The organism is Cobetia sp. PDI-12MA, assembly GCF_059507695.1.
This window is the reverse complement of sequence record NZ_CM183351.1, coordinates 390,073-410,780: the sequence shown is the minus strand read 5'-3', so window position 1 is coordinate 410,780 and position 20,708 is coordinate 390,073. Positions and strand designations below refer to the sequence as shown.

The following is a 20,708-nucleotide window of genomic DNA, read 5'->3' as shown; positions in this document are numbered from 1 at the left end:
GATCAGGTGGCGTGCTCGTCCTGGAGTGACGGCGGCTTGACCGGCGGCAAGGGCACAGGTGCCTTGCGTTCCAGCTGGCTGGAGGTCAGTGGCAGCAACAGGCTGAAGCGCGCGCCCTTGAGCGATCTGCCCTTGTCCACCACCACACTGCCACCGTGGGAGTGCAGGATCTTCTGCACGATCGAGAGCCCCAGCCCGTAGCCGCCGGAGGCACGCGTCCGCGAATCATCCAGGCGCGCGAAGGGCTTGAAGACCTTCTTGCGATCTTCCTCATTGATGCCGGGGCCATCGTCCTCGACATCGAGCCTGACCACCTGCGGGTCACTGGTGATACGCACCAGCACACGGGAATCCGCGTGCCGGCAGGCGTTGGAGACCAGATTCTGCAGCGCCCGCTGCAGATAGCGTGCCTCGGCCTCGACTTCCAGCGCCTCGCCTTCGATGCTCAGCAGCAACTCAGGATGCAGCGGCGCCAGCGTCTCGCAGACCTGCTCCGCGATCTCGCGGCAATCCACCATGCCGAGGTCCAGCTGGATACCGGCGGCATTGTTGAGGCGTGCGTAGGTCAGGATCTCGTCGATCAGCTTGTCGAGCTCCTCGATGTCACCGTCCGCGCCCCTTATCTGACGCTGGACGAAATCATCATCGACCATGTCCTCGATCATCTGCAGCGCGAAGCGGATACGTGCCACCGGGGTACGCAATTCATGCGAGACCGCCCGAATCATGTCCTGCTGCGCGCCCAGCAACCCCTGCACCCGCTCGGCCATGCCATTGAAGGCCATGCCGAGGCGCCCGAGAAAGTCATTGGACTCGATGCGCACCCGCGTATCGAGATAACCGCCCGCAATGCGTGTCGCGGCCTTTTCCAGACGCGTCAAACGTGCCTCCAATGAACGCACCACCAGATAGATGACGCCGCCCAGCAGACTGATGACCGCCAGTATCATGGCGATGATCAAGGCCGGTGGTGTCGTCTCGAAACCGCGGATGGGGCCGACCTTGAGCATGGCGCGGTCACCCAGGCGAGTATAGAGCGCCATCGCCTGACCATGACTGGCCACGTTGAGCACCACCCGGCCGGCTTCCAGGCGACTGGCCTGCTGCGCATCGAGATTCTGCGGAATGTCAGGCAGCAGCGCGAAGGACAGACCGGAAGCCTGCTGCAGCTGGGCCAGCAAGTCGCTGCGCTGCTCGGCATTCATGGGCTGCAGGGTGTCATGCAGCGACACCATCAATCCGCGCAACTGGCGCTCCGCGAGATGCAGCAGCCGGAATTCCAGCACCCTCTCTTCGCCCGGCACCGCCATCAGCAGCTGCCAGCCGGCGTCATCATGCGGCCGCACCAGAGGCCGCCCTGCCTCAAGGCGGCGCTGCTCCCACCAGCTGAGGTCAAAGACCGCTGCCGGTGCCAGCAACAACCGCCCATCCAGCAGTTGGGCGCTCCGATTGAGGAAAGCCCCGCGCTCAGCCTCCGGCGTGGCCGCGATCTGACTCACCAGCAGGCGCATCGGCGCCGCGCCCAGGCGCGTCTGGTAGGCCTCCAGTCGGACCATGTTGGTCAGCTGAAAGCCGCCCAGCGCGATGCCCAGCGTGAGCACCAATGCCACCAGCAAGACGGCATAGACACGCAGGAAGATGCTGTCGGAGAGAGCCCGGCGCATCGTCTAGAGGTCCTTGACGAACAGGTATCCCTTGCTGCGCACCGTCTTGATCCGCTCAGGATGATTGGGATCATCGCCAATCTTGGGGCGGATGCGCGAGACGCGCACATCGATGGAACGGTCCTGGCCGTCGTACTTGATACCGCGCAGCGCAGAGAAGATTTCCTCACGCGTGAGCACGCGCCCTGCATTCGAGGACAGCAGCCACAGCAGGTCGAACTCGGCACTGGTCAGTTCGATGCGCTCGCGCGCCAGCCATGCCTCGCGGGTGGCGTTGTCGATCTCGAGATCATTGAACACCAGGCGAGTCTCACCGGCGGCCACTTCGGGGCCATCGGCGCGACGCAGCAAGGCTCGCATACGTGCCAGCAGGACACGCGGCTGCACCGGCTTGGGCACGTAATCGTCGGCCCCCATCTCCAGGCCCAGCACCTGATCCATGTCATCGGTACGCGCCGTCAGCATCAGGATCGGCCCGGCGAACTGAGGCCGCACGCGACGACAGATGGACAGACCATCCTCGCCCGGCAGCATCAGGTCCAGAATCACGATGTCGGGGCGCAGACTGATGATCAGGTCCACCGCCCGCGCGCCGTCATTCTCGACGCTCACGCGGAAGTTGTTGGCTTCGAGGTATTCGCGCGTCAGTGTCGCCAGACGCTCGTCATCCTCAACAATCAATACATGTTCTTGCGCATTGGTATCCAAGGGCATTCCATCCGCATCGTTGGGTCAACGTGGCCAGCAGCTCACAAGCAGTTACTTTCCTGTGCCACGTCGTAACCTTTTCAGGGTGATTTGTCACGAATGATACGCCAATTTGGGCGTTTACGCGCCAGCAGCGCAGGCACCATCTACATTGACGCAGCGCAGAAAATTTAACACCTGAACGCTTGACATCCCCCAGCGGCAAGGCCGGATTTTCAACCACACCTTACCCACAAGTTATCCACTTGCACGCCCCATCAAACAACACTATCTTGTGTCCAAAATCAGCTTACACCCCATATGTAGGGTTTTGGCGACGTCGACGCCCATAGATCATGGCGACGATTGTCAAGCCCCGAAAGCATGAATCAGCGTATGGGACGGCAGTCACGCAATGCTGCCGGATCCGTGTCTCATGAACGCTATCAGGCTCAGTCCGGGCGATGATTGCCCCGCCTGAGCCTGATCGAGTTTCTCGACGACAAGGCTGACGACGACAGAATGTCCCCGGGGCGCAGGCAGGAATTTCCAGCCTGCGCCCCGACACGAATTGCCCTCGAGCCCTAACGGGCAACGATTCACCTTCAGACGATTCAGGAAGGCGTCATGGATTCCACTTTCAGCACCGATCAGGCGGCCGTCGACGTGACCGCACCTCAGCGCCTGCGCGTCATCAAGCGCACTGGCGATGTCGCGCCCTTCGATGCCAGCAAGATCTCCGTCGCACTGTCCAAGGCGTTCATCGCCGTGGAAGGCGACCAGGTCGAGTCCAGCTCGCGTATCCGCGATCTGGTCCAGCAGCTGACCAGCCAGATCACCGATGCCTTCCAGCGTCGCATGCCTGACGGTGGCACCCTGCACATCGAAGACATCCAGGATCAGGTCGAGCTGGCGCTGATGCGCTCCGGCGAGCACAAGGTCGCTCGTGCCTATGTGCTGTACCGCGATGAGCACGCCCGTGCCCGCAGCGCGCAGAACGACGGCATCGCCAAGCCGCACCCGACCATCAACGTCACGCACCTGGACGGCAGCGTGCGTCCGCTGGATCTGGGCCGTATCGAGACCCTCGTCTTCGATGCCTGCGCCGAGCTGTCCAACGTCGATGCCCAGAAGATCGTCGATGACTCCCTGAAGAATCTGTACGACGGCGTGCCGGTCGATGGCGTGTCCACCGCGCTGATGATGACTGCGCGTACGCTGGTCGAGAAGGACCCGAACTACACCTACGTCACCGCCCGCCTGCTGCAGGACAACCTGCGCCGCGAAGCCTTGAGCTTCCTCAAGGTCGCTGACGAGGCCACCTTCGGCGAGATGAAGGACCACTACCCGGTCGCCTTCAAGGCCTACATCGAAAGCGGTATCGCCTTCGAGCAGCTGGACGAGCAACTGGCCACCTTCGATCTGGAGCGTCTCGGCGCGGCCATCGATCACACGCGTGACAACCAGTTCACCTACCTCGGCCTGCAGACCCTGTACGACCGCTACTTTCTGCACCAGAACGACGTGCGCTACGAGCTGCCGCAGGTCATGTTCATGCGTGTCGCCATGGGCCTGTCCCTGAACGAGGAAGATCGCGAAGGCCGTGCCATCGAGTTCTACGAGCTGCTGTCCAGCTTCGACTACATGGCTTCCACGCCGACGCTGTTCAACGCGGGTACCCGTCGCAGCCAGCTGTCCAGCTGCTACCTGACCACCGTGCCGGACGCCCTCGACGGCATCTACGGCGCCATCCGCGACAACGCCATGCTCTCCAAGTGGGCGGGTGGTCTCGGCAACGACTGGACGCCAGTGCGTGCGCTGGGGTCGTACATCAAGGGCACCAACGGCAAGTCCCAGGGCGTCGTGCCCTTCCTGAAGGTCGTCAACGACACCGCCGTTGCCGTCAACCAGGGTGGCAAGCGCAAGGGCGCCGTCTGTGCCTACCTGGAAACCTGGCACATGGACGTCGAGGAATTCCTCGACCTGCGCAAGAACACCGGTGATGACCGTCGCCGTACCCACGACATGAACACCGCCAACTGGGTGCCGGACCTGTTCATGAAGCGTGTCTTCGATGACACCGAGTGGACCCTGTTCTCACCGTCCGACTGCCCGGACCTCCACGACCTGTACGGCGCGGCCTTCCAGGCGCGTTACGAGCAGTACGAGGAGATGACCCGTCAGGGCCAGCTGAAGCTTTACAAGCGCGTCAAGGCGCGTGATCTGTGGCGCAAGATGCTCTCCATGCTGTTCGAGACCGGCCACCCGTGGATCACCTTCAAGGACCCGTGCAACCTGCGCAGCCCGCAGCAGCACGCCGGTGTCGTGCACTCGTCCAACCTGTGCACCGAGATCACCCTCAACACCTCCGAGGACGAGATCGCGGTCTGCAACCTGGGCTCGATCAACCTGGCGCAGCACGTCATCAACGGCAAGCTGGATGGCGACAAGCTCAAGAAGTCGGTGCGCACCGCCGTACGCATGCTCGACAACGTCATCGACATCAACTACTACGCCGTCCCGCAGGCGCGTCGCTCCAACATGCGTCACCGCCCGGTCGGCCTCGGTATCATGGGCTTCCAGGACGCGCTCTATGCGCAGTCCATCGCCTATGCCTCCGAAGAAGCCGTGACCTTCGCCGACGAATCCATGGAACTCGTCAGCTATCACGCCATCGAAGCTTCCAGTGATCTGGCCGCCGAGCGTGGTCGTTACGAAAGCTTCGACGGTTCGCTGTGGAGTCAGGGCATCCTGCCGATCGATTCCATCGAGAAGCTCAAGACCGAGCGTGGCGCCGACTACATCGAGATGGATGAAAGCCAGACTCAGGACTGGGACTACATCCGCGAGAAGGTCCGCACCCAGGGCATGCGCAACTCCAACGTGATGGCGATCGCGCCGACCGCGACGATCTCCAACATCTGTGGTGTCTCGCAGTCCATCGAGCCGACCTACCAGAACCTGTTCGTCAAATCGAACCTGTCTGGCGAGTTCACCGTGGTCAACGCCTACATGGTCAACGACCTCAAGGCGCGCGGTCTGTGGGACGAGGTCATGATCAATGACCTCAAGTACTACGACGGCAGCGTGCAGCCGATCGAGCGCATCCCGGAAGACCTCAAGGCGCTGTACGCCAACGCCTTCGAAGTCGAGCCGAAGTGGATCGTCGAAGCCGCCTCGCGTCGTCAGAAGTGGATCGATCAGGCCCAGTCCCTGAACCTGTACATCCAGGGCGTGTCCGGCAAGAAGCTGGACGTGACCTACCGCATGGCATGGTTCCGTGGCCTCAAGACCACCTATTACCTCCGTGCTCTGGGTGCGACCGCCGTGGAGAAGTCCACCGTCGATCGCAGCAAGCACAACGCCGTCGGCAACGCCCCGGCTCCCGCGCCGACTCCGGCACCGGAAGCCAAGCCGGAACCGCGCGGCATCGAAGACTTCCTGCAGGGCAAGAGCGGCCAGCGCGCCCCCTCCGCCAGCAACATCGATGAATTGGGCTGTGAGGCCTGTCAGTAAGCGATTGCGCCAGATCCGAGTCCGCTGACGCTGACTCACCGCCTGCAAGACATGCTTTGCAGGCGGGCTGCGGCAAATCCACAAGACCGAGCCCCGCTCGGTCTTGTGCCGCCACCAACAATCACTGCCTCCTGACATTCCCTCGAAACAAGCCCGGGCCTGACTCCCCGCCGGGAGCCACGCCACTCGATGGCGCTCGCGTCGTAGAACGCACCGCCCCTGCCTTTTCGTCACGCTGACTGCCCGCGTGACCATCACCGAACACGAGGAACGCAACATGTTGAACTGGGACGATTTCCACGAAGACGACGCCCCCGCTGCCGAGAAGCCGGCGACAGCCAAACCGGCGCCGCAGCCCGAAGCTCCCGCTGCTGCCCCGGCGGCTGACGCTGTCGTCGCGAGCGAGAACAGCGAAGGCTACGCGGTCAGCGATGCCGAGCGCATCGCCCGCGCCCAGCAGGCGCTGGACGATCTCGACGTGGCCAAGGGTCTGGAAGAACTGGAAATGGGTGCCCAGCGCATTCAGGTCGACGAGAAGCGCATGATCAATGCCCGCGCCGACGTCAACCAGCTGGTGCCCTTCAAGTACGACTGGGCATGGCAGAAGTACCTCGACGGCTCCGCGAACCACTGGATGCCGCAGGAAGTGAACATGAACGCGGACATCGCACTCTGGAAGAGCCAGGACGGCCTGACCGAGGACGAGCGTCTGATCGTGATGCGCTCGCTGGGTTACTTCTCCACTGCCGACTCGCTGGTCGCCAACAATCTGGTGCTGGCCGTCTACAAGAACATCACCAACCCGGAGTGCCGCCAGTACCTGCTGCGTCAGGCCTTCGAAGAGGCGATCCACACCCACGCCTACCAGTACTGCATCGAGTCACTGGGCATGGACGAAGGCGAAGTCTTCAACATGTACCGTGAAGTGGACTCCGTGGCGCGCAAGTCCGCCTGGAGCCTCAAGCACACCCAGGCGCTGGCGCGTGCCGACTTCCACACCGGTACACCGGAAGCGGACCAGGAATTCCTGCGCAACCTGATCGGCTTCTACGCCGTCACCGAAGGCATCTTCTTCTACTGCGGCTTCTCCCAGATCCTGTCCATGGGTCGTCGCAACAAGATGACCGGCGTCGCCGAGCAGTTCCAGTACATCCTGCGTGACGAGTCCATGCACCTGAACTTCGGCATCGACGTGATCAACCAGATCAAGGTCGAGAACCCGCACCTGTGGACCGCCGAATTCCAGGACGAAGTCACCCAGATGATTCTGGAAGGCACCCAGCTCGAGATCGAATACGCGCGTGACACCATGCCGCGCGGCGTGCTGGGCATGAACGCGGCCATCATGGAGGAATACCTCCACTTCATCTGCAACCGTCGCCTCGCACAGCTGGGCCTCAAGGAGCAGTTCCCGGGCGCCAAGAACCCGTTCCCGTGGATGTCCGAGATCATCGACCTGCGCAAGGAGAAGAACTTCTTCGAGACGCGCGTCACCGAATATCAGGTCGGCGGTGCCCTGAGCTGGGATTGATCGCTGATCACTCCCTCTCCCAGAGACAGGCACGCGGCTGACACCTGCCTCTGCTGAGCACCCCAGCGGGCCATGTCATTGATATGGCCCGTTTTTGCGTCCAGCGCCCGCACAGGGTAGGCTTCGCGCCGTCCCGACTCTCCCCGGCTTCACGTGAAAGGAACGAACATGCAACTCGGTATCATCGGACTCGGCCGCATGGGCGGCAATATCGCTCGTCGCTTGATGCGCAATGGCCACGAAGTGGTCGCCCATGACCGTGACGCGGCAATCGCCCAGTCACTGGTCGCCGACGGTGCGACGCACGTCGATAGCCTCGTGGAACTGGTTCAGCAGCTCGAGGCGCCGCGCGCTGTCTGGGTCATGCTGCCGGCTGGCGAGATCACCGAGCAGACCATCGCCACGCTGGCCGAGCTGATGGAAGCCGGCGACACCATCATCGATGGCGGCAACACCTTCTACAAGGACGACATCCGCCGCGCCACGGCTCTCAAGCTGAAGGGCCTGAACTACGTCGATGTGGGCACTTCCGGCGGCGTGTGGGGCCTGGAGCGCGGCTACTGCATGATGATCGGCGCCGAGAAGGCCGTGTTCGAGCATCTCGAGCCGCTGTTCGATACCCTCGCCCCGGGCTATGGCGACCTCGAGCGCACCAAGGGCCGCAACGCCCCGGATGAGCGCGCCGAGCGCGGCTACATCCACGCCGGCCCGGTCGGTGCCGGTCACTACGTGAAGATGGTCCACAACGGCATCGAGTACGGCCTGATGCAGGCTTACGCCGAGGGTTTCGAGCTGATGCAGAGCAAGGGCTCCGAGGACCTTCCGGAAGACCAGCGCTTCGACCTCAATCTGGCTGATATCGCCGAGGTATGGCGTCGTGGCAGCGTGGTGTCTTCCTGGCTGCTCGACCTGACCGCCCAGGCACTGGCCGGGGATGCGCGTCTGGACCACTACAGCGGTGCCGTCTCCGACAGTGGCGAAGGCCGCTGGACCGTCGATGCCGCCGTCGAGCAGGGCGTCGCCGTGCCGGTGCTGGCCAATGCGCTGTTCTCGCGCTTCAGCTCGCGCAAGGAAAACACCTACGCCAACCGCCTGCTGTCGGCGATGCGCTTCGGCTTCGGTGGCCATGTCGAGCCGCCCAGAAAAGACTGAGCGCCTGCTCTGACACGCCAGACGTGAAACGCCCCACTCATGGAGATCATGAGCGGGGCGTTGTCGTTTGCGGGGCCTGCTGCCAGCGCGGTGGAGTGTCAGCCGCTCTTTCTGCCAGCCCTGTCAGCCATCCATGGTAGTCACTGGCGTGATCGGTCATCGCCATCCACCGGCGTCAACGTCATCTGTTGACCGCGCATGTTGATATCAAACTCCCCGAGGAAACTCATGCCCAGCAGCACCACCTCATCGTGCATGCCCGGCACGATGGCCCCGCGCACCTCGCGCTGGCTGAGCCCCGCCAGACTGACGGCGTCCAGTGTGGTCAAGGCGCCGTGACTGATGCCATTGGCAGTGGTGAAGCGCGCATCCCGCCCGCGTGGCAGCTGCAGGCGCTCGGCCAGCGCCTCGGGCACCGAGACATAGGTAGCGCCGGTATCGAGCAGGAAGGTCACCGATTGACCATTGATCGCGCCGGGGGCCACGAAGTGCCCGGAGCGATTGCGCGACAGCGTCAGCGGCTCTCCGGAGGACAGCGACTGACCGGCCAGCGAGGCATTGGGCCGGGTACGCTCATCAAGCTGACCCTGGAACCACCACACCAGCATGGCGAGAATCAGCGCCCAGCACAGCACCAGCATGCCGACACCATAACGGCGGGTCGCGCGACCTCCTGAATCACTCATCCACCACCACCCCGCAACAGCAGACGCAGGCCGACGGCGCACAGTGCGAAGCCGAGAACCAACGGCACCCCGATCAACCAGCCGCGCGTCCCCGGCAGGCTGGCCTCATGCGGGGCATCGAGGCGATAGACCAGCGCCATGCTCTCCCCCACGGCGGGCGTCGGCGAGGGCGCCGCCAGCGGCGAGATGATCTCGTGCCAGCCACCACGCTGATCCTGATAACGCACCACGGGCGCATACTGGATCGACTCGATATTGAAGCGCCCGCCCGGCGGCAGCCCCGCCATCGCCAGGGCCTCATCCTCACTGAGCCTGCCGCCCTTGGGCAGATGGATAGGGCCACGCCCTTCGACGTGCAGCGTGCGGTCGTGGTTGATGACCTCGCCCATCACCTGTGCGCTGTTGCGGGCGAAGGACTGCGCCTGCTGCCAGCGATAGCCGCCGAGCAGCACCAAGGCGATGCCGATGATGATCAATCCCCAGGTCAACGCCATGCGATGCCTCCTTGTGGTCGGTGCCATCATGTACGACGCGGTGCCGAAGTGCGGGCCTGGACGTGGTCGCTAATGTCATGGGCCACGCCCTGCTCGTGTCCGCCGGCCGCTTCCAGCCTGGCGCTCAGCGCATCGAACTGGCGCCAGCGCGCATGCGCCAGTGGCGTGACACCTTCGGCATCCGCCAGATTGACGTCGGCACCGTGGGCCAGCAGCTGCTCGACGATCTGCTGATAGTCAACGCCGCCATCCCCCAGCAACACGGCCTCGATCAGCGCCGTCCAGCCGAGCGTATTCTGGTGATTGACGTCGACATCGGTCTCCTCGAGCAACTGACGGCAGATATCGGCATGACCACGCTCACTGGCCGACATCAGTGCAGTGGAAGAGAAGCGATTGAGCACCGTCGCCGAGGCACCATGCGCCAGCAGCCGGCTTAGACAACGGCCATAGCCGAGCGCAGCGGCGGCCAGCAGGGGCGTATCGTGCAGGGCATCGGTCTGCTCGCAATCGGCGCCGGCGGCCAGCAGGGCCTCCACCGCCTCCGGCTGATTGGCCTGCACCGCGACCAGCAATGGCGAGCGCCCGCGATAATCCACGTCATTGACGCGCTCGTGCGCATCGTGGGCGGCCAATGCCTGTGCCAGGCCCTCCAGATCGCCATGCTGAGCACACATTGTCATGTCCTTCATCACCACCTCCTGACGCCCGGCGTAACGGATGCTTACTCTCAGACAGCCTATGCGATCATGAGCGTGACCGTTAGCCCCGCCAGCGTTCAATCGGCGCCTTGAGCCTCACCGATCTGGCATGGCGCGACGAATGACAGGCAAAAAAAAGCGCTCCCGAAGGAGCGCCAGTTCGTCATCACCGCAGGGCGCGGCAGACGAGACTCAGAAACGAAGCCCGTCCAGCTGCCAGCCGGACACCGTCAGAATACGGTGTCGTCCTGGCCGCGCCCAATCATCTCTCGGGATGGCTGTGATAGCGCTGAACTATCAAGACAAGACCGCCGATAAACGAGGCGGCACTTTGTCATTCCGTCGGCTGCGCGCCGACCAGCGGGGAACTCGGCAGCCAGACGCGCGCCGCCAGGCCGCCCAGTCTGGAGCGCTCAAGCGCCAGCTCGCCCCCATAGAGCGCCATCAGATCGTCGACGATCGCCAGCCCCAGACCGGAGCCTGAGCGCCCCTCATCAAGACGTGCCCCACGCCCCAGCGCGGCGGCACCCTCTTCTTCGTTCATGCCTGGGCCATCGTCCTCGATGATCAACAGCACGCCGCCATCGCGGGTCTCGCTGCTGACGCGGACCTGCTGGCGAGCCCATTGCAAGGCGTTCTCGAGCAGGTTGCCGACCATTTCCTGCAGATCCTGCGGGTCGACCCGCACGCTGGCGTCGTCCTCCAGCGCCAGACTGAGCGTGATGCCACGCCGGCTCGCCAAGCGCCCGAGCCCTTCGAAGACCGGCCCCGCCGCCTCACGCAGGCTGATGCGCCCGCTGAGATGCGCGCCACCGGCGGCACTGGCACGCGCCAGGTGGTGACGCACGGCTTCATCGATGCGCTTGAGCTCGGCGTCGATTCGCGCCCGGTCCTCACCGTCGAAGCGCTCGGACTGCGCCTTGAGCACGCTGACCGGCGTCTTGAGGGCATGCGCCAGATTGCCGGCGGCCGCACGACCGCGCTCGATCAAGCGCTGATCACGCTCGAGCACGGCATTGATGGCGCGGGTCAGCTCGGTCAGCTCCGGCGGCAGCCGGGTCTCTTCCAGCCGCTCCGCCTCGCCGTCGGCGACTTTCTTGAGGCGAGCCCGCAGGCGCCGCAGTGGCGCCAGCCCCCAGCTGATCTGCGCGGCAGAGCCGCACACCAAAAGCGATGCCAAGGCCACCAGCGCGCCCGCCAGCAGCCACTCGAAACGCGCGACTTCGGCGTCGACCTCACTACGACTGGCCGCTACCATCACGTGCAGTGGCTGGTTGCGGCCGGGCAGGCGAATATCACGCTCGAGGGAGCGCAGCACCTGATGGCGCGGGCCCTTGAGGTCACGGCTGATGATGACGCCCTTGTCCATGTCTTCCAGCGGCGGCAGGCGCTGATCCCACAGCGAGCGCGACGTCAGCACATTGCCGTTGCGATCGGAAATCTGCCAGTACCAGCCCGAATAGGCCTGATCGAAGCGCGGGTCACCCAGCGAGCGCGTCAGACCGGGGCGGCCCTTCTCGCGGTCGAACTGGATGGCGGCGATCAGCACCTTGGACAGCGACAACAGGCGCTGGTCGAAGGCGGTGGTCACGGCATCACGGAAGCTCCAGGCCAGACCGAGTCCGGTCAGCGGCATGACGATCAAGGCAATGACCAGCGAGCCGCCCAGCAAGCGGCGGCCGACGGACAGTGGCTTCATGCGTCGCGGCCATCCGTCGGCGTCTGTGTCTCGGCATCCGGATCACGCAGACGATAGCCACGCCCGCGCAGCGTCTCGATGCGCTCGGCACCCAGCTTGCGACGCAGACGGCTGATCTGCACGTCGATGACGTTGGAATCGGGTTCATGGTCGCGGTCATAGACATGCTCGACCAGTTCAGAACGGCTGACCACACCGGGCACGGCGTGCATCAGGTGCATCAGCAGACGCGTTTCCTGGGCGGTCAGCGACACGGGGCGCCCCGCCAGACTGACGGTACCGCCGTGGGTGTCACAGGCCAGATCGCCCAGCTTGAGCACGGGGTGGGCATGGCCGCGTGAGCGACGCACCAGCGCCCGCAGACGGAAGATGACCTCGGCGGTCTCGAAGGGCTTGGTGACGTAATCATCGGCGCCGGCAGAGAAGCCGGCGGCCTTGTCAGACCAGCGCTCGCGTGCGGTCAGCACCAGCACCGGCACCTCGATGCCGGCTTCCCGCCACTGGGACAGCCAGCGGGTGCCATCGCCGTCCGGCAGGCCGAGGTCCAGCACGACGGCATCGTAGCTCTCGGTCTGGATCAAAAAGTCGGCGTCTCCCCCGGTGGTGGCATGCTCGACCAGTACATCGGCTTCCCCCAGGCGCGCCATCAGCGCTTCGGCCAACGGCATGTCATCTTCAACCAGCAATATCTTCATCGATTCTCGGGCTCCTGACGCAAGCGGCGCTCTACCGGTGGCGCAATGGACAATGGCACTAGCATACCGTTCCTCAGGGCCGCCAGGCACCCTCGACGCCCTTGTCACAGCCTGCGCTGGCACTGCCTGGCCTGGCCACTGCCTGCCTCATCCTACTGACGCTCGGCCTCAGCATTGCCGCCGTCAGTCACGAGCGGCGTGTCGTCGGTCTCGGGCTTGGTCGGGGGCTTGGTAAGGGGCTCGGACAAGGAACCGCTGCCAGCGCGACGCATGGCATCGAGGTTGACCCCGCGCACCTCACGCAGACTGCCATCCGAGGCGCGCACGGTGAATCTGGCCATCTGGCCCTGCGGCCCGAGCATCTCGACCTCATAGATCAGCTCACCGTGCGTCTCTTCGAGCTCCACCTCGACCACCTGACCCAGCCAATCGCGCTCGAGGCTATCCAGCAGCTCGGACAACGAGATGACACGTCCGGCAGCGACTTCATCGTGCAGGCTGCGCCAGCGCTCGCTGTCACACAGCGCATGCGGCGGCAGTGCCAGCGCACCGACCAGCAGGCTCCCGAGCCCGAGGCACAGCCAGACATAACGTTGCCGCCATTGACTGCCACGCGCTGCATTGGCGTCTGGCTGAGCCTTGTGGGGAGTCTGCATGAAGGGGAACCTCGTGAATGACGGCGGGGCTGGTGTACGCCCAAGGCGGGCGCTTGCGCGTGGCGAGCAATCTAGCAACGGAATGTGCAATCAAACCTGCGTTGGAACAACGCGGACCATCCCGAGAGCAACCACTGACCCTGTGATGCAGAGACTGACAGGAGGCAATGAACCTCAGATGAATTCACGTCTCAGCGTCGCGCAAGGTCGCCTGGCCCACAGTGAGTGCCATGCCCAGCCAACCTTGAGGAGGGTGTCATGTCCCCATCGGCCGCGTCCCGTATTGCTCCCGCGCGTGAATCAGACTCCGCATCCCGACAGCCGCCGTCCGCAGGCGCAGGTACCGGCCCGTCTCGCTTCTGGCTCGCCAGCCGCGCGGTCCAGCACTGGCGACACGGCCTGGGCGTCAGTGCACTCGGCCTGATGCTGGGCTCGGCACCCGCCTATGCCAATGGCATCGAGGACCTGCCGGTGCGCCATCAGCTGTCGGCGGCAGAGCTCTCGACCTCCGGACTCTCCGCAAATGGCCCCTCGGCCACCGAGCACTCGAATGACGGCAAGGCGCACGTCACACTCGGCGATGATGCCGGGGATAGCGCGCTGGACACGGCCGCCACCCGCATGGCCGGCAAGCCGTCGACGGATATCTCTGACGCCGCGTCGACTCAGGGACTCGCGCCAGAGCTGCTCACGCAGATGATGATCCACGCCAGTCGCAAGGGCATGATGGAATTCAGCACGCTGGATATCCGTGACGATCATGTTCAGTTCACGGGCTGGGGGCATAATGGGTGGCAGATGGAACTGGCCATCAATCTCGCCGATGGAGAATTCATCAGCGAAGCGCTGCGCCAGAGTGATTCGGTGCCCGGCGACAAGGCCATCGATGGCGACAGCATGCGCCAGACCTTGAATTTTGCTGCTGTCGACGGCATCAAGAGTGTACAGAGCGTCGACGTCGCTGCGCACACCATCCAGATTCACGGGCGCGATGCGCAAGGCAGGCCGCAACGGATGACACTGAACATGCCGCTGCCGGACAACGCTTTCAACTTCGCCGCCAGCGTGTCCATGAATCCGGATTATCGGCAATGAACTGATCGACCCGATTGACCAGCCGCCGTGCCTTGAAGTGGTTCAAGGATTGAACCGACTCCCAGCGCTGGATCAACGCCGAAGCCGCTTGACGGCAACGATGCCAACTTCGATGCTGAACGAGTCAACCGGCCGCCCGATGCCATCAAACGCCTCATGCAAAAGTGCGTCGCATCGAGTCCCATTTCCCCATCCCCCGGCCCAGAGCACGAATGACAGTTGCGCCGGGAGGGCAATACCCCCGTTTCCTGACCCGATATCCCCGACCACCCACTTTTACCTATCGGGTCATCCTCGCCCGGCCTGACGGCCCGGCTCTATCGTGGAGAAGACACATGCAAGGCCAACAGCACAACACACTGTGGAATCAGGCTCGCCAATGGCAGGCCAATGCAGGCAACCAACGCCCCTCCAATGGCCTGTCCGGCCTCAAGCTGGTCGCCGCCTGGCTGATCGGTGGTGTGGTCATGATCTTCAGCCTGTTCGCAGCGCTGGTGATGATGGTACTCGGCATCATCATGCTGCCCTTCATCCGCCGTCGCATGAAAAAGCGCATGAGCGAGATGCAGCAGCGCATGCAGGAGGCTCAGGACAGGGCCAATGGCCGCCAGAACTACTCGCGTGATGCCACGCGTGAAGACGGCAGCAGCACCGAGACGCTGGACGGTGAATACCAGGTCAAGGAATAAGCCCTGACGCCAGAGACAGCTGAACCTCTCACACTGAACGTCTCACACTGAACGTCTCGCATTGATCATCACGACGTTCGCCCAAAACACAAAGGCCGCCCCATGGGGCGGCCTTTGTGTTTTGCACCGTCCTGAAGCTGCAAAGGCAGGCTCAGGCATCTGATCATCACACCCGATAGACGCTGGCCGTCATCACCTTGGACATCAGGCGCATGGCGCTCTTCAGCGGCCCCGGGAAGCGATGGCCACCGGCTTCCAGCGCCCACTGCTCATGATGGGCTTCGTCGATTTCCATCTGGCGCAATACGGCGCGTGAGCGCTGATCGCCCTCGGGCAGCGTCTGCTGGTGCTTCGACAGGTGCTCGCCGACCAGCTCTTCGGTCGCGGCCACGAACCCGAGGCTGACCTTGTCGTTGATGGCACCCGCTGCTGCCCCGAGCGCGAAGCTCGTCATGTAGAACAACGGATTGAGCAGGCTGGTATTGGCATCCAGCTCGACGAGTCGTGCATCGCACCAGGCCAGGTGGTCGATCTCTTCCTGGGCGGCCAGCTCCATCTGCGTGCGCGTTTCGGGCAGACGCGCCGTGAACCCCTGCCCCTGATAGAGCGCCTGGGCACACACCTCGCCGGTGTGATTGATGCGCATCAGGCCAGCGGCGTGCTGGCGCTCTTCATCGCTGATCGCTTCATCATGGATGTCGCCCGCCGGAGAGGGACGCGACGGCTGGGCGGCATGTGGCACCAGGGTACGCAGTACGGTGTCGAACTGATGGATCAACTGATCGGCGCGGCTGTGATGACGTTGCGCCGAAATGGCATCGGAATGCGGCATGGGAAGACTCCTGCACGGCGTGAGCAATGAGGCCATCTTACGCAAGCCAGCCCGCGACGGTAAGGGGCAGAGTGTCGCCGGGCGAGGCCTGACCGGCACCCTTGCGCTGCGCCCTCCCCAATGAAAACCGGCAACGCCGTTTTCACGACATTGCCGGTATGCGCCTGTGTGCCGCGCGCTTGTTATCGCTAGCCGCTACCTGCCCGCGAACCGCCGGTACAGGCGCCTGCTCTACGCCGGCTCAGCCAGCCGGCCATGTGAAGCGGCGACCACCCATCAGGTGCATATGAATATGATAGACCGTCTGGCCGCCATCTTCATTGCAGTTCATCACCACGCGATAACCGCCCTCGGCAAAACCGTAGTCCTTCGACAGTCTGGCGGCGGTGTACTGCAGGCGCCCTACCGTGGCCAGCTGATGCTCCTCGATATCGTTGAGCGTGGCGATGTGCTGCTTGGGGATGATCAACACATGGGTCGGCGCCTGCGGATTGATGTCATTGAAGGCCAGCACCTCATCATCCTCATAGACGATATCGGCGGGAATCTCGCGGTTGATGATCTTGCAGAACAGACAGTCCATGACACCTTCTCCCTTGAAGTGGGGCTGCCCACGGCAGCGTGGCCTGCCAGCGTAGCGCCAGCCGGGCAACAGGCCAAGGGCAGAGACAGGAATATGCGGGCCAGCTGGCGGACAGGACAATGTCGCCTTCAGGGAAACAGACTGATTCACCGCTGCCAGTGGGCGAATGAGGAAAACAGTAGGATAATCATTGTTAACCCGCTAACGAGAAGTCGCCTGTCATGCCCGTGTTCACTCGCCAAGATTCCTCCCTGCGCAAGGCCAACCACGAACTGGAGGCCGGCCTTGGCGCTCAGGGCGAGACACGAACGGCCACTGTCGGCGCCCCCGCCACTGAACGCGCAGCCCCCACGCGCGCCGAGAAGGCGCGGGCGGCGCTGCGTGCCGCGCCCAGGGTCACGCGTGTTGACGGCGAGCAGGCCCCGGGCGAGTTCCTGCAGCGTGCCAAGGGCTTTCTCAAGGCCGAGGTCTATATCACGCACCTCAATGGCCAGCCGGTGGTCTGCAAGGATTATCGCCGCTATGCCGGCACGCCGGCGGCATTGGTGGCACGCTGGCTGGTACGCCACGAACTGAAGATGCTAGAGCGTCTGGGCGACTGGGCACACGCCCCTCGCGCCGTGGCACGCCTGTCACCGCTGTCGCTGGCGATGGAGTACATCCCCGGGCCGCTGCTGAGTGACGCCGCCCTGGATGACGTGACGGACGCCCGCCTCAGTCAGCAGCTGATTCTCGTCGTGCAGCAACTCCATCAGCGCCAGATGGCCCATAACGACATCCGTGGTTCCAACGTCGTGCTGCGCGATGGCGTGCCGGTCCTGATCGACTTCACCTCTGCCGTGCGCCTGCCACGCCTGCCGGGCACAGCCAGCCTCGCGCGCATGATGCGCCGCTTCGATCTGCGTCACTCGCTGAAGCTCAAGCAACGCACCCTCGGCCTGCCGCTGAGCACCCGCGAGGCACGCCTGCTGATCCGCAGCGGCCGCCTGAATCGCACCCTGCGCGTCTGGAAGAAAGGTATCCTGCCACGCCTCAAGGGCCGCAGGCACTGAGCCAGCCCGAGCCCAGACCCCTTCATGTCTCTCGCTAGCGGAACCGCCGCTGCGCCAGCAGGCTCTTGACCAGCGGCGTGATGATCAATTCGATGGCCAGTGCCATCAACGCGCCGGGCACCACCAGCGTATGCGGGCGCGACATGAACGAGCCCTGGATCATCGCGAGCAGGAACGGGAAGTCGACACTGCCGGGGTCACGGAAGTGGATCACGACCATCGACTCGGCATCCGTCGGGATATCCTGCGGCTCGAAAGGGTTGGAAGTATCCACCGTCGGCACGCGCTGGAAATTGATGTGCGTGCGTGAGAACTGCGGCTGGATGTAGCGCACGTAGTCATCCATGCGGCTCAGGATGGTGTCCACCACCGCTTCCTGGGAATGTCCGCGCAGCTTGGTGTCGCGATCGATCTTCTGGATCCACTCCAGATTCATGGTCGGTGCCACCCCGATCAGCAGATCGACATGACGCGCGATGTCATGCTCCGGCGTCACCAGCCCACCATGCAGCCCCTCGTAGAACAGCAGGTCCGTACAATCCGGCAGCGACTGCCATTCGGTGAAGGTGCCGACCTTGTAGCCGGCCTCGATCATGCGCTTGTCTTCGGCATGGATGTAATGACGATGCGTGCCGGAGCCCTGCTCGCCATATTCGACGAACAGCGCTTCCAGACGATCCAGCTGGTTGGCCTCGACCGCGAAGTGAGACAACTCGCGCTTGCGCTCCGGCGCCTCCTGGAACATGCGCACCAGCTCATCACGGGTATAACGGTGAAAGGCATCCCCATCCACGTAGGCGGCATGAATCGCCTCACGCGAGAACATGCGCTCGAAGGTTCGCATGACCGTGGTGGTGCCCGCGCCGGAAGACCCCGTCACGGCGATGATCGGATATTCCCGCGACATCAGTTGGCTTCTCGGGAAGACATGGCAGAGACGGCCTGCTCGATGGCGGCACTGGCGCGCGCGCTCGGTTCCGCCAGCCCCTGCTCGCCAGCGAACACCAGCCCGACGCGCAGCGTCGCCAGTACCGCGTCATCGCTGACACGCAGCAGACGGTGATGGACACCAAGCCCCTTGCCGGACACGCTGTCGATGGCCGTTTCCACCACGAGGGCGTCACCCAGCCGGCCCTCGCCCTGATACTGCACGGCGAGATCCGCGACGATGCTCATCAGCCCATCGATGTTCCATTCGGGGAAGCCCAGCGCCTGCCAGGCCTGGCCCCGCGCCTCGTGCGCCAGGCTGGCCACGCTGTCGTGGCCCAGGTGCTGGCCATAGTTGATGTCGCTGACCCGAATCGTCATCGGGTGGCGATGTACCAGACGGGAAACCGGAAATTCAAGCCGGATGCGGTCCATGCAGACTCCTTGTCGGCGAGACAGGAAAAAGGTTCAGGGCGGACGGCGACGCCATCTTTCGACGCCGCTCAGCCTCAAGAAGGAATAGAGGATGACTAGGGTTATCGCATGCCCGGCACCGACATGACCAGACCCCGACACGATGGTCGTAGGCGCGCAGAACGTCGAGAGTCACCCCAACGACAAGACCCGGCCTGAGGCCGGGTCTTGTCGTGAAGCAGGCATGTCGTGGGGTGATGGCCCATGCGACTCAGCGCTTTCAGCTATCGCCGCGCTCGCGAGCGATGGCGCGCCAGGCGATGTCGCGACGCACCAGCATGTCCTGCCAACTGATGGCATCGACGCCTTCATAAGCACGCTCGGTGGCCGCCGCGACGCTGTCACCCAGTGCGGTGACGCACAGTACGCGACCGCCGCTGGTGACGACCTGGCCGTCCTGCTCGGCGGTGCCGGCATGGAAGACCTTGCAACCGGTCGCTTCGGCAGCATCGAAGCCACTGATGACATCGCCCTTGCGGTAGCTGGCCGGATAGCCGCCAGCTGCCAGCACCACGCCGACCGCCGCGCGGGAATCCCACTCGCAGGTCTGGGTGTCGAGACGCCCGTCTTCGGCAGCCAGACACAGCGCGACCAGATCGGACTTCAGACGCACCATGATCGGCTGGGTTTCCGGGTCACCGAAACGGCAGTTGTATTCGATGATCTTCGGCGCGCCCTGGGCATCGATCATCAGACCGGCATACAGGAAGCCGGTATAGGGGTGGCCTTCGGCCGCCATGCCACGCACGGTAGGCAGGATGATCTCATCCATCACGCGCTGGTGAACGTCAGCCGTCACCACCGGAGCCGGAGAGTAGGCCCCCATGCCGCCGGTGTTGGGGCCGGTATCGCCTTCGCCGACGCGCTTGTGATCCTGACTGGTGGCCATCGGCAGCACGTTCTCGCCGTCGACCATCACGATGAAGCTGGCTTCCTCGCCGTCGAGGAATTCCTCGATCACCACGCGTGCGCCGGCATCACCGAAGGCGTTGTCCTCGAGCATGTCACGCACGGCGGCGCGAGCTTCCTCGTCGCTCATCGCGACCACGACCCCCTTGCCCGCCGCCAGGCCATCGGCCTTGATGACGATGGGTGCCGGATGTGCCGCCAGGTACTCAAGCGCCGCATCGACCTCCGCGAAGGTCGCGTAGTCGCCGGTCGGGATGGCATGACGCGCCAGGAAGTCCTTGGTGAAGGCCTTGGAGCCTTCCAGCTGGGCGGCACCGGCCGTCGGGCCGAAGCACTTGAGACCCGCTTCGCGGAAGCGATCGACCACGCCGATCACCAGCGGCGCTTCCGGGCCGACGATGGTCAGCTCGATGGCATTGTCACGCGCGAAGGCGACCAGCGCATCGAGATCGTCAGCGGCAATCGCCAGATTGGTCAGCTTGGACTCGCGCGCCGTGCCCGCATTGCCGGGCGCCACGAAGACCTCCTCAACACGGGATGACTGGGCGGCCTTCCAGGCCAGCGCATGTTCGCGGCCACCGCCGCCGATGATCAGGACCTTCATCTTTTCAACCTTCATGAGCCAGTGAGGATCAGGGCGACCCGCAGGGCGCGAGCTACCGAGGA

19 protein-coding genes are annotated in these 20,708 nt (G+C 64.0%); 6 read left to right on the top strand and 13 right to left on the bottom strand.

From position 1 onward, the window contains the following. Positions 1–2: 2 nt before the first annotated feature. Both AC5WNI_RS01890 and AC5WNI_RS01885 read right to left on the bottom strand, forming a co-directional pair. Positions 3–1,664 carry an ATP-binding protein gene (locus tag AC5WNI_RS01890; RefSeq protein ID WP_285460529.1) on the bottom strand — a complete coding sequence of 554 codons (1,662 nt, stop codon included), beginning with the start codon at positions 1,662–1,664 and terminating at the stop codon, positions 3–5. Between the two features lie 3 nt (positions 1,665–1,667). Further along, positions 1,668–2,378: a response regulator gene (locus AC5WNI_RS01885; protein WP_043334706.1), complete on the bottom strand. Its 711-nt coding sequence runs from the start codon at positions 2,376–2,378 to the stop codon at positions 1,668–1,670. A 600-nt stretch (positions 2,379–2,978) separates the two neighbouring features. Between AC5WNI_RS01885 and AC5WNI_RS01880 the strand changes: the two genes are divergently transcribed. From AC5WNI_RS01880 to gnd, 3 genes are all read left to right on the top strand, one after another. Continuing rightward, the gene (locus tag AC5WNI_RS01880; RefSeq protein WP_495928582.1) at positions 2,979–5,867 is read left to right on the top strand and encodes a ribonucleoside-diphosphate reductase subunit alpha; all 2,889 of its coding nucleotides are present in this window, start codon (positions 2,979–2,981) and stop codon (positions 5,865–5,867) included. Positions 5,868–6,144: 277 nt separating this feature from the next. Next, positions 6,145–7,398 (top strand): ribonucleotide-diphosphate reductase subunit beta, encoded by a 1,254-nt coding sequence (locus AC5WNI_RS01875; RefSeq protein ID WP_285460531.1) that lies wholly within the window; start codon positions 6,145–6,147, stop codon positions 7,396–7,398. A gap of 168 nt (positions 7,399–7,566) precedes the next feature. Beyond that, positions 7,567–8,550 (top strand): phosphogluconate dehydrogenase (NAD(+)-dependent, decarboxylating), encoded by a 984-nt coding sequence (gnd, locus tag AC5WNI_RS01870; protein ID WP_487885602.1) that lies wholly within the window; start codon positions 7,567–7,569, stop codon positions 8,548–8,550. Between the two features lie 140 nt (positions 8,551–8,690). On the opposite strand, the gene AC5WNI_RS01865 is transcribed toward gnd, so the two are convergent. The 6 genes from AC5WNI_RS01865 to AC5WNI_RS01840 all read right to left on the bottom strand — a co-directional run bounded on the left by AC5WNI_RS01865 (position 8,691) and on the right by AC5WNI_RS01840 (position 13,481). Further along, entirely contained in the window at positions 8,691–9,236 is a 546-nt protein-coding gene (locus AC5WNI_RS01865; protein ID WP_487885601.1) for a retropepsin-like aspartic protease family protein, read from the bottom strand. Beyond that, on the bottom strand, positions 9,233–9,730 hold the full coding sequence (locus AC5WNI_RS01860; RefSeq protein WP_368448024.1) for a hypothetical protein: 498 nt from the start codon (positions 9,728–9,730) through the stop codon (positions 9,233–9,235). Before AC5WNI_RS01860 ends, AC5WNI_RS01865 begins: the two co-directional genes overlap by 4 nt. A 26-nt stretch (positions 9,731–9,756) precedes the next feature. Next, positions 9,757–10,422 carry an ankyrin repeat domain-containing protein gene (locus tag AC5WNI_RS01855; protein WP_487885599.1) on the bottom strand — a complete coding sequence of 222 codons (666 nt, stop codon included), beginning with the start codon at positions 10,420–10,422 and terminating at the stop codon, positions 9,757–9,759. 343 nt (positions 10,423–10,765) lie between these two features. Next, the gene (locus tag AC5WNI_RS01850) at positions 10,766–12,130 is read right to left on the bottom strand and encodes a sensor histidine kinase (RefSeq protein ID WP_285460536.1); all 1,365 of its coding nucleotides are present in this window, start codon (positions 12,128–12,130) and stop codon (positions 10,766–10,768) included. Continuing rightward, positions 12,127–12,825 (bottom strand): winged helix-turn-helix domain-containing protein, encoded by a 699-nt coding sequence (locus AC5WNI_RS01845; protein WP_285460537.1) that lies wholly within the window; start codon positions 12,823–12,825, stop codon positions 12,127–12,129. Before AC5WNI_RS01845 ends, AC5WNI_RS01850 begins: the two co-directional genes overlap by 4 nt. A gap of 152 nt (positions 12,826–12,977) precedes the next feature. Beyond that, a complete protein-coding gene (locus tag AC5WNI_RS01840) occupies positions 12,978–13,481 on the bottom strand; it encodes a PepSY domain-containing protein (protein WP_495928581.1) in 504 nt (167 codons plus the stop codon). 258 nt (positions 13,482–13,739) lie between these two features. Between AC5WNI_RS01840 and AC5WNI_RS01835 the strand changes: the two genes are divergently transcribed. Then, entirely contained in the window at positions 13,740–14,576 is an 837-nt protein-coding gene (locus AC5WNI_RS01835) for a hypothetical protein (protein ID WP_495928580.1), read from the top strand. A 335-nt stretch (positions 14,577–14,911) separates the two neighbouring features. After that, positions 14,912–15,265: a hypothetical protein gene (locus AC5WNI_RS01830; protein WP_487885597.1), complete on the top strand. Its 354-nt coding sequence runs from the start codon at positions 14,912–14,914 to the stop codon at positions 15,263–15,265. A 166-nt stretch (positions 15,266–15,431) separates the two neighbouring features. Here the strand turns inward: AC5WNI_RS01830 and coq7 are convergent, their stop codons facing one another. Both coq7 and AC5WNI_RS01820 read right to left on the bottom strand, forming a co-directional pair. Beyond that, positions 15,432–16,097 carry a 2-polyprenyl-3-methyl-6-methoxy-1,4-benzoquinone monooxygenase gene (gene coq7, locus AC5WNI_RS01825; RefSeq protein WP_205700843.1) on the bottom strand — a complete coding sequence of 222 codons (666 nt, stop codon included), beginning with the start codon at positions 16,095–16,097 and terminating at the stop codon, positions 15,432–15,434. A 241-nt stretch (positions 16,098–16,338) separates the two neighbouring features. Beyond that, entirely contained in the window at positions 16,339–16,680 is a 342-nt protein-coding gene (locus tag AC5WNI_RS01820; RefSeq protein WP_368448015.1) for a histidine triad nucleotide-binding protein, read from the bottom strand. Positions 16,681–16,901: 221 nt separating this feature from the next. Here AC5WNI_RS01820 and AC5WNI_RS01815 point away from each other — a divergent pair, with 221 nt between their 5' ends. Continuing rightward, positions 16,902–17,732, top strand: coding sequence for an RIO1 family regulatory kinase/ATPase domain-containing protein (locus tag AC5WNI_RS01815; protein WP_495928579.1), 831 nt, complete (start codon positions 16,902–16,904; stop codon positions 17,730–17,732). A 34-nt stretch (positions 17,733–17,766) separates the two neighbouring features. Here the strand turns inward: AC5WNI_RS01815 and AC5WNI_RS01810 are convergent, their stop codons facing one another. The 3 genes from AC5WNI_RS01810 to purD form a co-directional block, all read right to left on the bottom strand. Beyond that, positions 17,767–18,639, bottom strand: coding sequence for a phosphoribulokinase (locus AC5WNI_RS01810; RefSeq protein ID WP_043334728.1), 873 nt, complete (start codon positions 18,637–18,639; stop codon positions 17,767–17,769). Continuing rightward, positions 18,639–19,094 (bottom strand): acyl-CoA thioesterase, encoded by a 456-nt coding sequence (locus AC5WNI_RS01805; protein ID WP_495928578.1) that lies wholly within the window; start codon positions 19,092–19,094, stop codon positions 18,639–18,641. Before AC5WNI_RS01805 ends, AC5WNI_RS01810 begins: the two co-directional genes overlap by 1 nt. 259 nt (positions 19,095–19,353) lie before the next feature. After that, complete coding sequence (purD, locus tag AC5WNI_RS01800) at positions 19,354–20,646, bottom strand: phosphoribosylamine--glycine ligase (RefSeq protein ID WP_043334731.1); 1,293 nt, start codon at positions 20,644–20,646, stop codon at positions 19,354–19,356. Between the last annotated feature and the right edge of the window lie 62 nt (positions 20,647–20,708).

What these genes read in the sequence shown, in the direction of transcription:
- AC5WNI_RS01890 (WP_285460529.1), bottom strand. Translation starts at nt 1,664, where the DNA reads ATGCGCCGGGCTCTCTCCGACAGCATCTTCCTGCGTGTCTATGCCGTC.
- AC5WNI_RS01885 (WP_043334706.1), bottom strand. Translation starts at nt 2,378, where the DNA reads ATGCCCTTGGATACCAATGCGCAAGAACATGTATTGATTGTTGAGGAT.
- AC5WNI_RS01880 (WP_495928582.1), top strand. Translation starts at nt 2,979, where the DNA reads ATGGATTCCACTTTCAGCACCGATCAGGCGGCCGTCGACGTGACCGCA.
- AC5WNI_RS01875 (WP_285460531.1), top strand. Translation starts at nt 6,145, where the DNA reads ATGTTGAACTGGGACGATTTCCACGAAGACGACGCCCCCGCTGCCGAG.
- gnd (WP_487885602.1), top strand. Translation starts at nt 7,567, where the DNA reads ATGCAACTCGGTATCATCGGACTCGGCCGCATGGGCGGCAATATCGCT.
- AC5WNI_RS01865 (WP_487885601.1), bottom strand. Translation starts at nt 9,236, where the DNA reads ATGAGTGATTCAGGAGGTCGCGCGACCCGCCGTTATGGTGTCGGCATG.
- AC5WNI_RS01860 (WP_368448024.1), bottom strand. Translation starts at nt 9,730, where the DNA reads ATGGCGTTGACCTGGGGATTGATCATCATCGGCATCGCCTTGGTGCTG.
- AC5WNI_RS01855 (WP_487885599.1), bottom strand. Translation starts at nt 10,422, where the DNA reads ATGAAGGACATGACAATGTGTGCTCAGCATGGCGATCTGGAGGGCCTG.
- AC5WNI_RS01850 (WP_285460536.1), bottom strand. Translation starts at nt 12,130, where the DNA reads ATGAAGCCACTGTCCGTCGGCCGCCGCTTGCTGGGCGGCTCGCTGGTC.
- AC5WNI_RS01845 (WP_285460537.1), bottom strand. Translation starts at nt 12,825, where the DNA reads ATGAAGATATTGCTGGTTGAAGATGACATGCCGTTGGCCGAAGCGCTG.
- AC5WNI_RS01840 (WP_495928581.1), bottom strand. Translation starts at nt 13,481, where the DNA reads ATGCAGACTCCCCACAAGGCTCAGCCAGACGCCAATGCAGCGCGTGGC.
- AC5WNI_RS01835 (WP_495928580.1), top strand. Translation starts at nt 13,740, where the DNA reads ATGTCCCCATCGGCCGCGTCCCGTATTGCTCCCGCGCGTGAATCAGAC.
- AC5WNI_RS01830 (WP_487885597.1), top strand. Translation starts at nt 14,912, where the DNA reads ATGCAAGGCCAACAGCACAACACACTGTGGAATCAGGCTCGCCAATGG.
- coq7 (WP_205700843.1), bottom strand. Translation starts at nt 16,097, where the DNA reads ATGCCGCATTCCGATGCCATTTCGGCGCAACGTCATCACAGCCGCGCC.
- AC5WNI_RS01820 (WP_368448015.1), bottom strand. Translation starts at nt 16,680, where the DNA reads ATGGACTGTCTGTTCTGCAAGATCATCAACCGCGAGATTCCCGCCGAT.
- AC5WNI_RS01815 (WP_495928579.1), top strand. Translation starts at nt 16,902, where the DNA reads ATGCCCGTGTTCACTCGCCAAGATTCCTCCCTGCGCAAGGCCAACCAC.
- AC5WNI_RS01810 (WP_043334728.1), bottom strand. Translation starts at nt 18,639, where the DNA reads ATGTCGCGGGAATATCCGATCATCGCCGTGACGGGGTCTTCCGGCGCG.
- AC5WNI_RS01805 (WP_495928578.1), bottom strand. Translation starts at nt 19,094, where the DNA reads ATGGACCGCATCCGGCTTGAATTTCCGGTTTCCCGTCTGGTACATCGC.
- purD (WP_043334731.1), bottom strand. Translation starts at nt 20,646, where the DNA reads ATGAAGGTCCTGATCATCGGCGGCGGTGGCCGCGAACATGCGCTGGCC.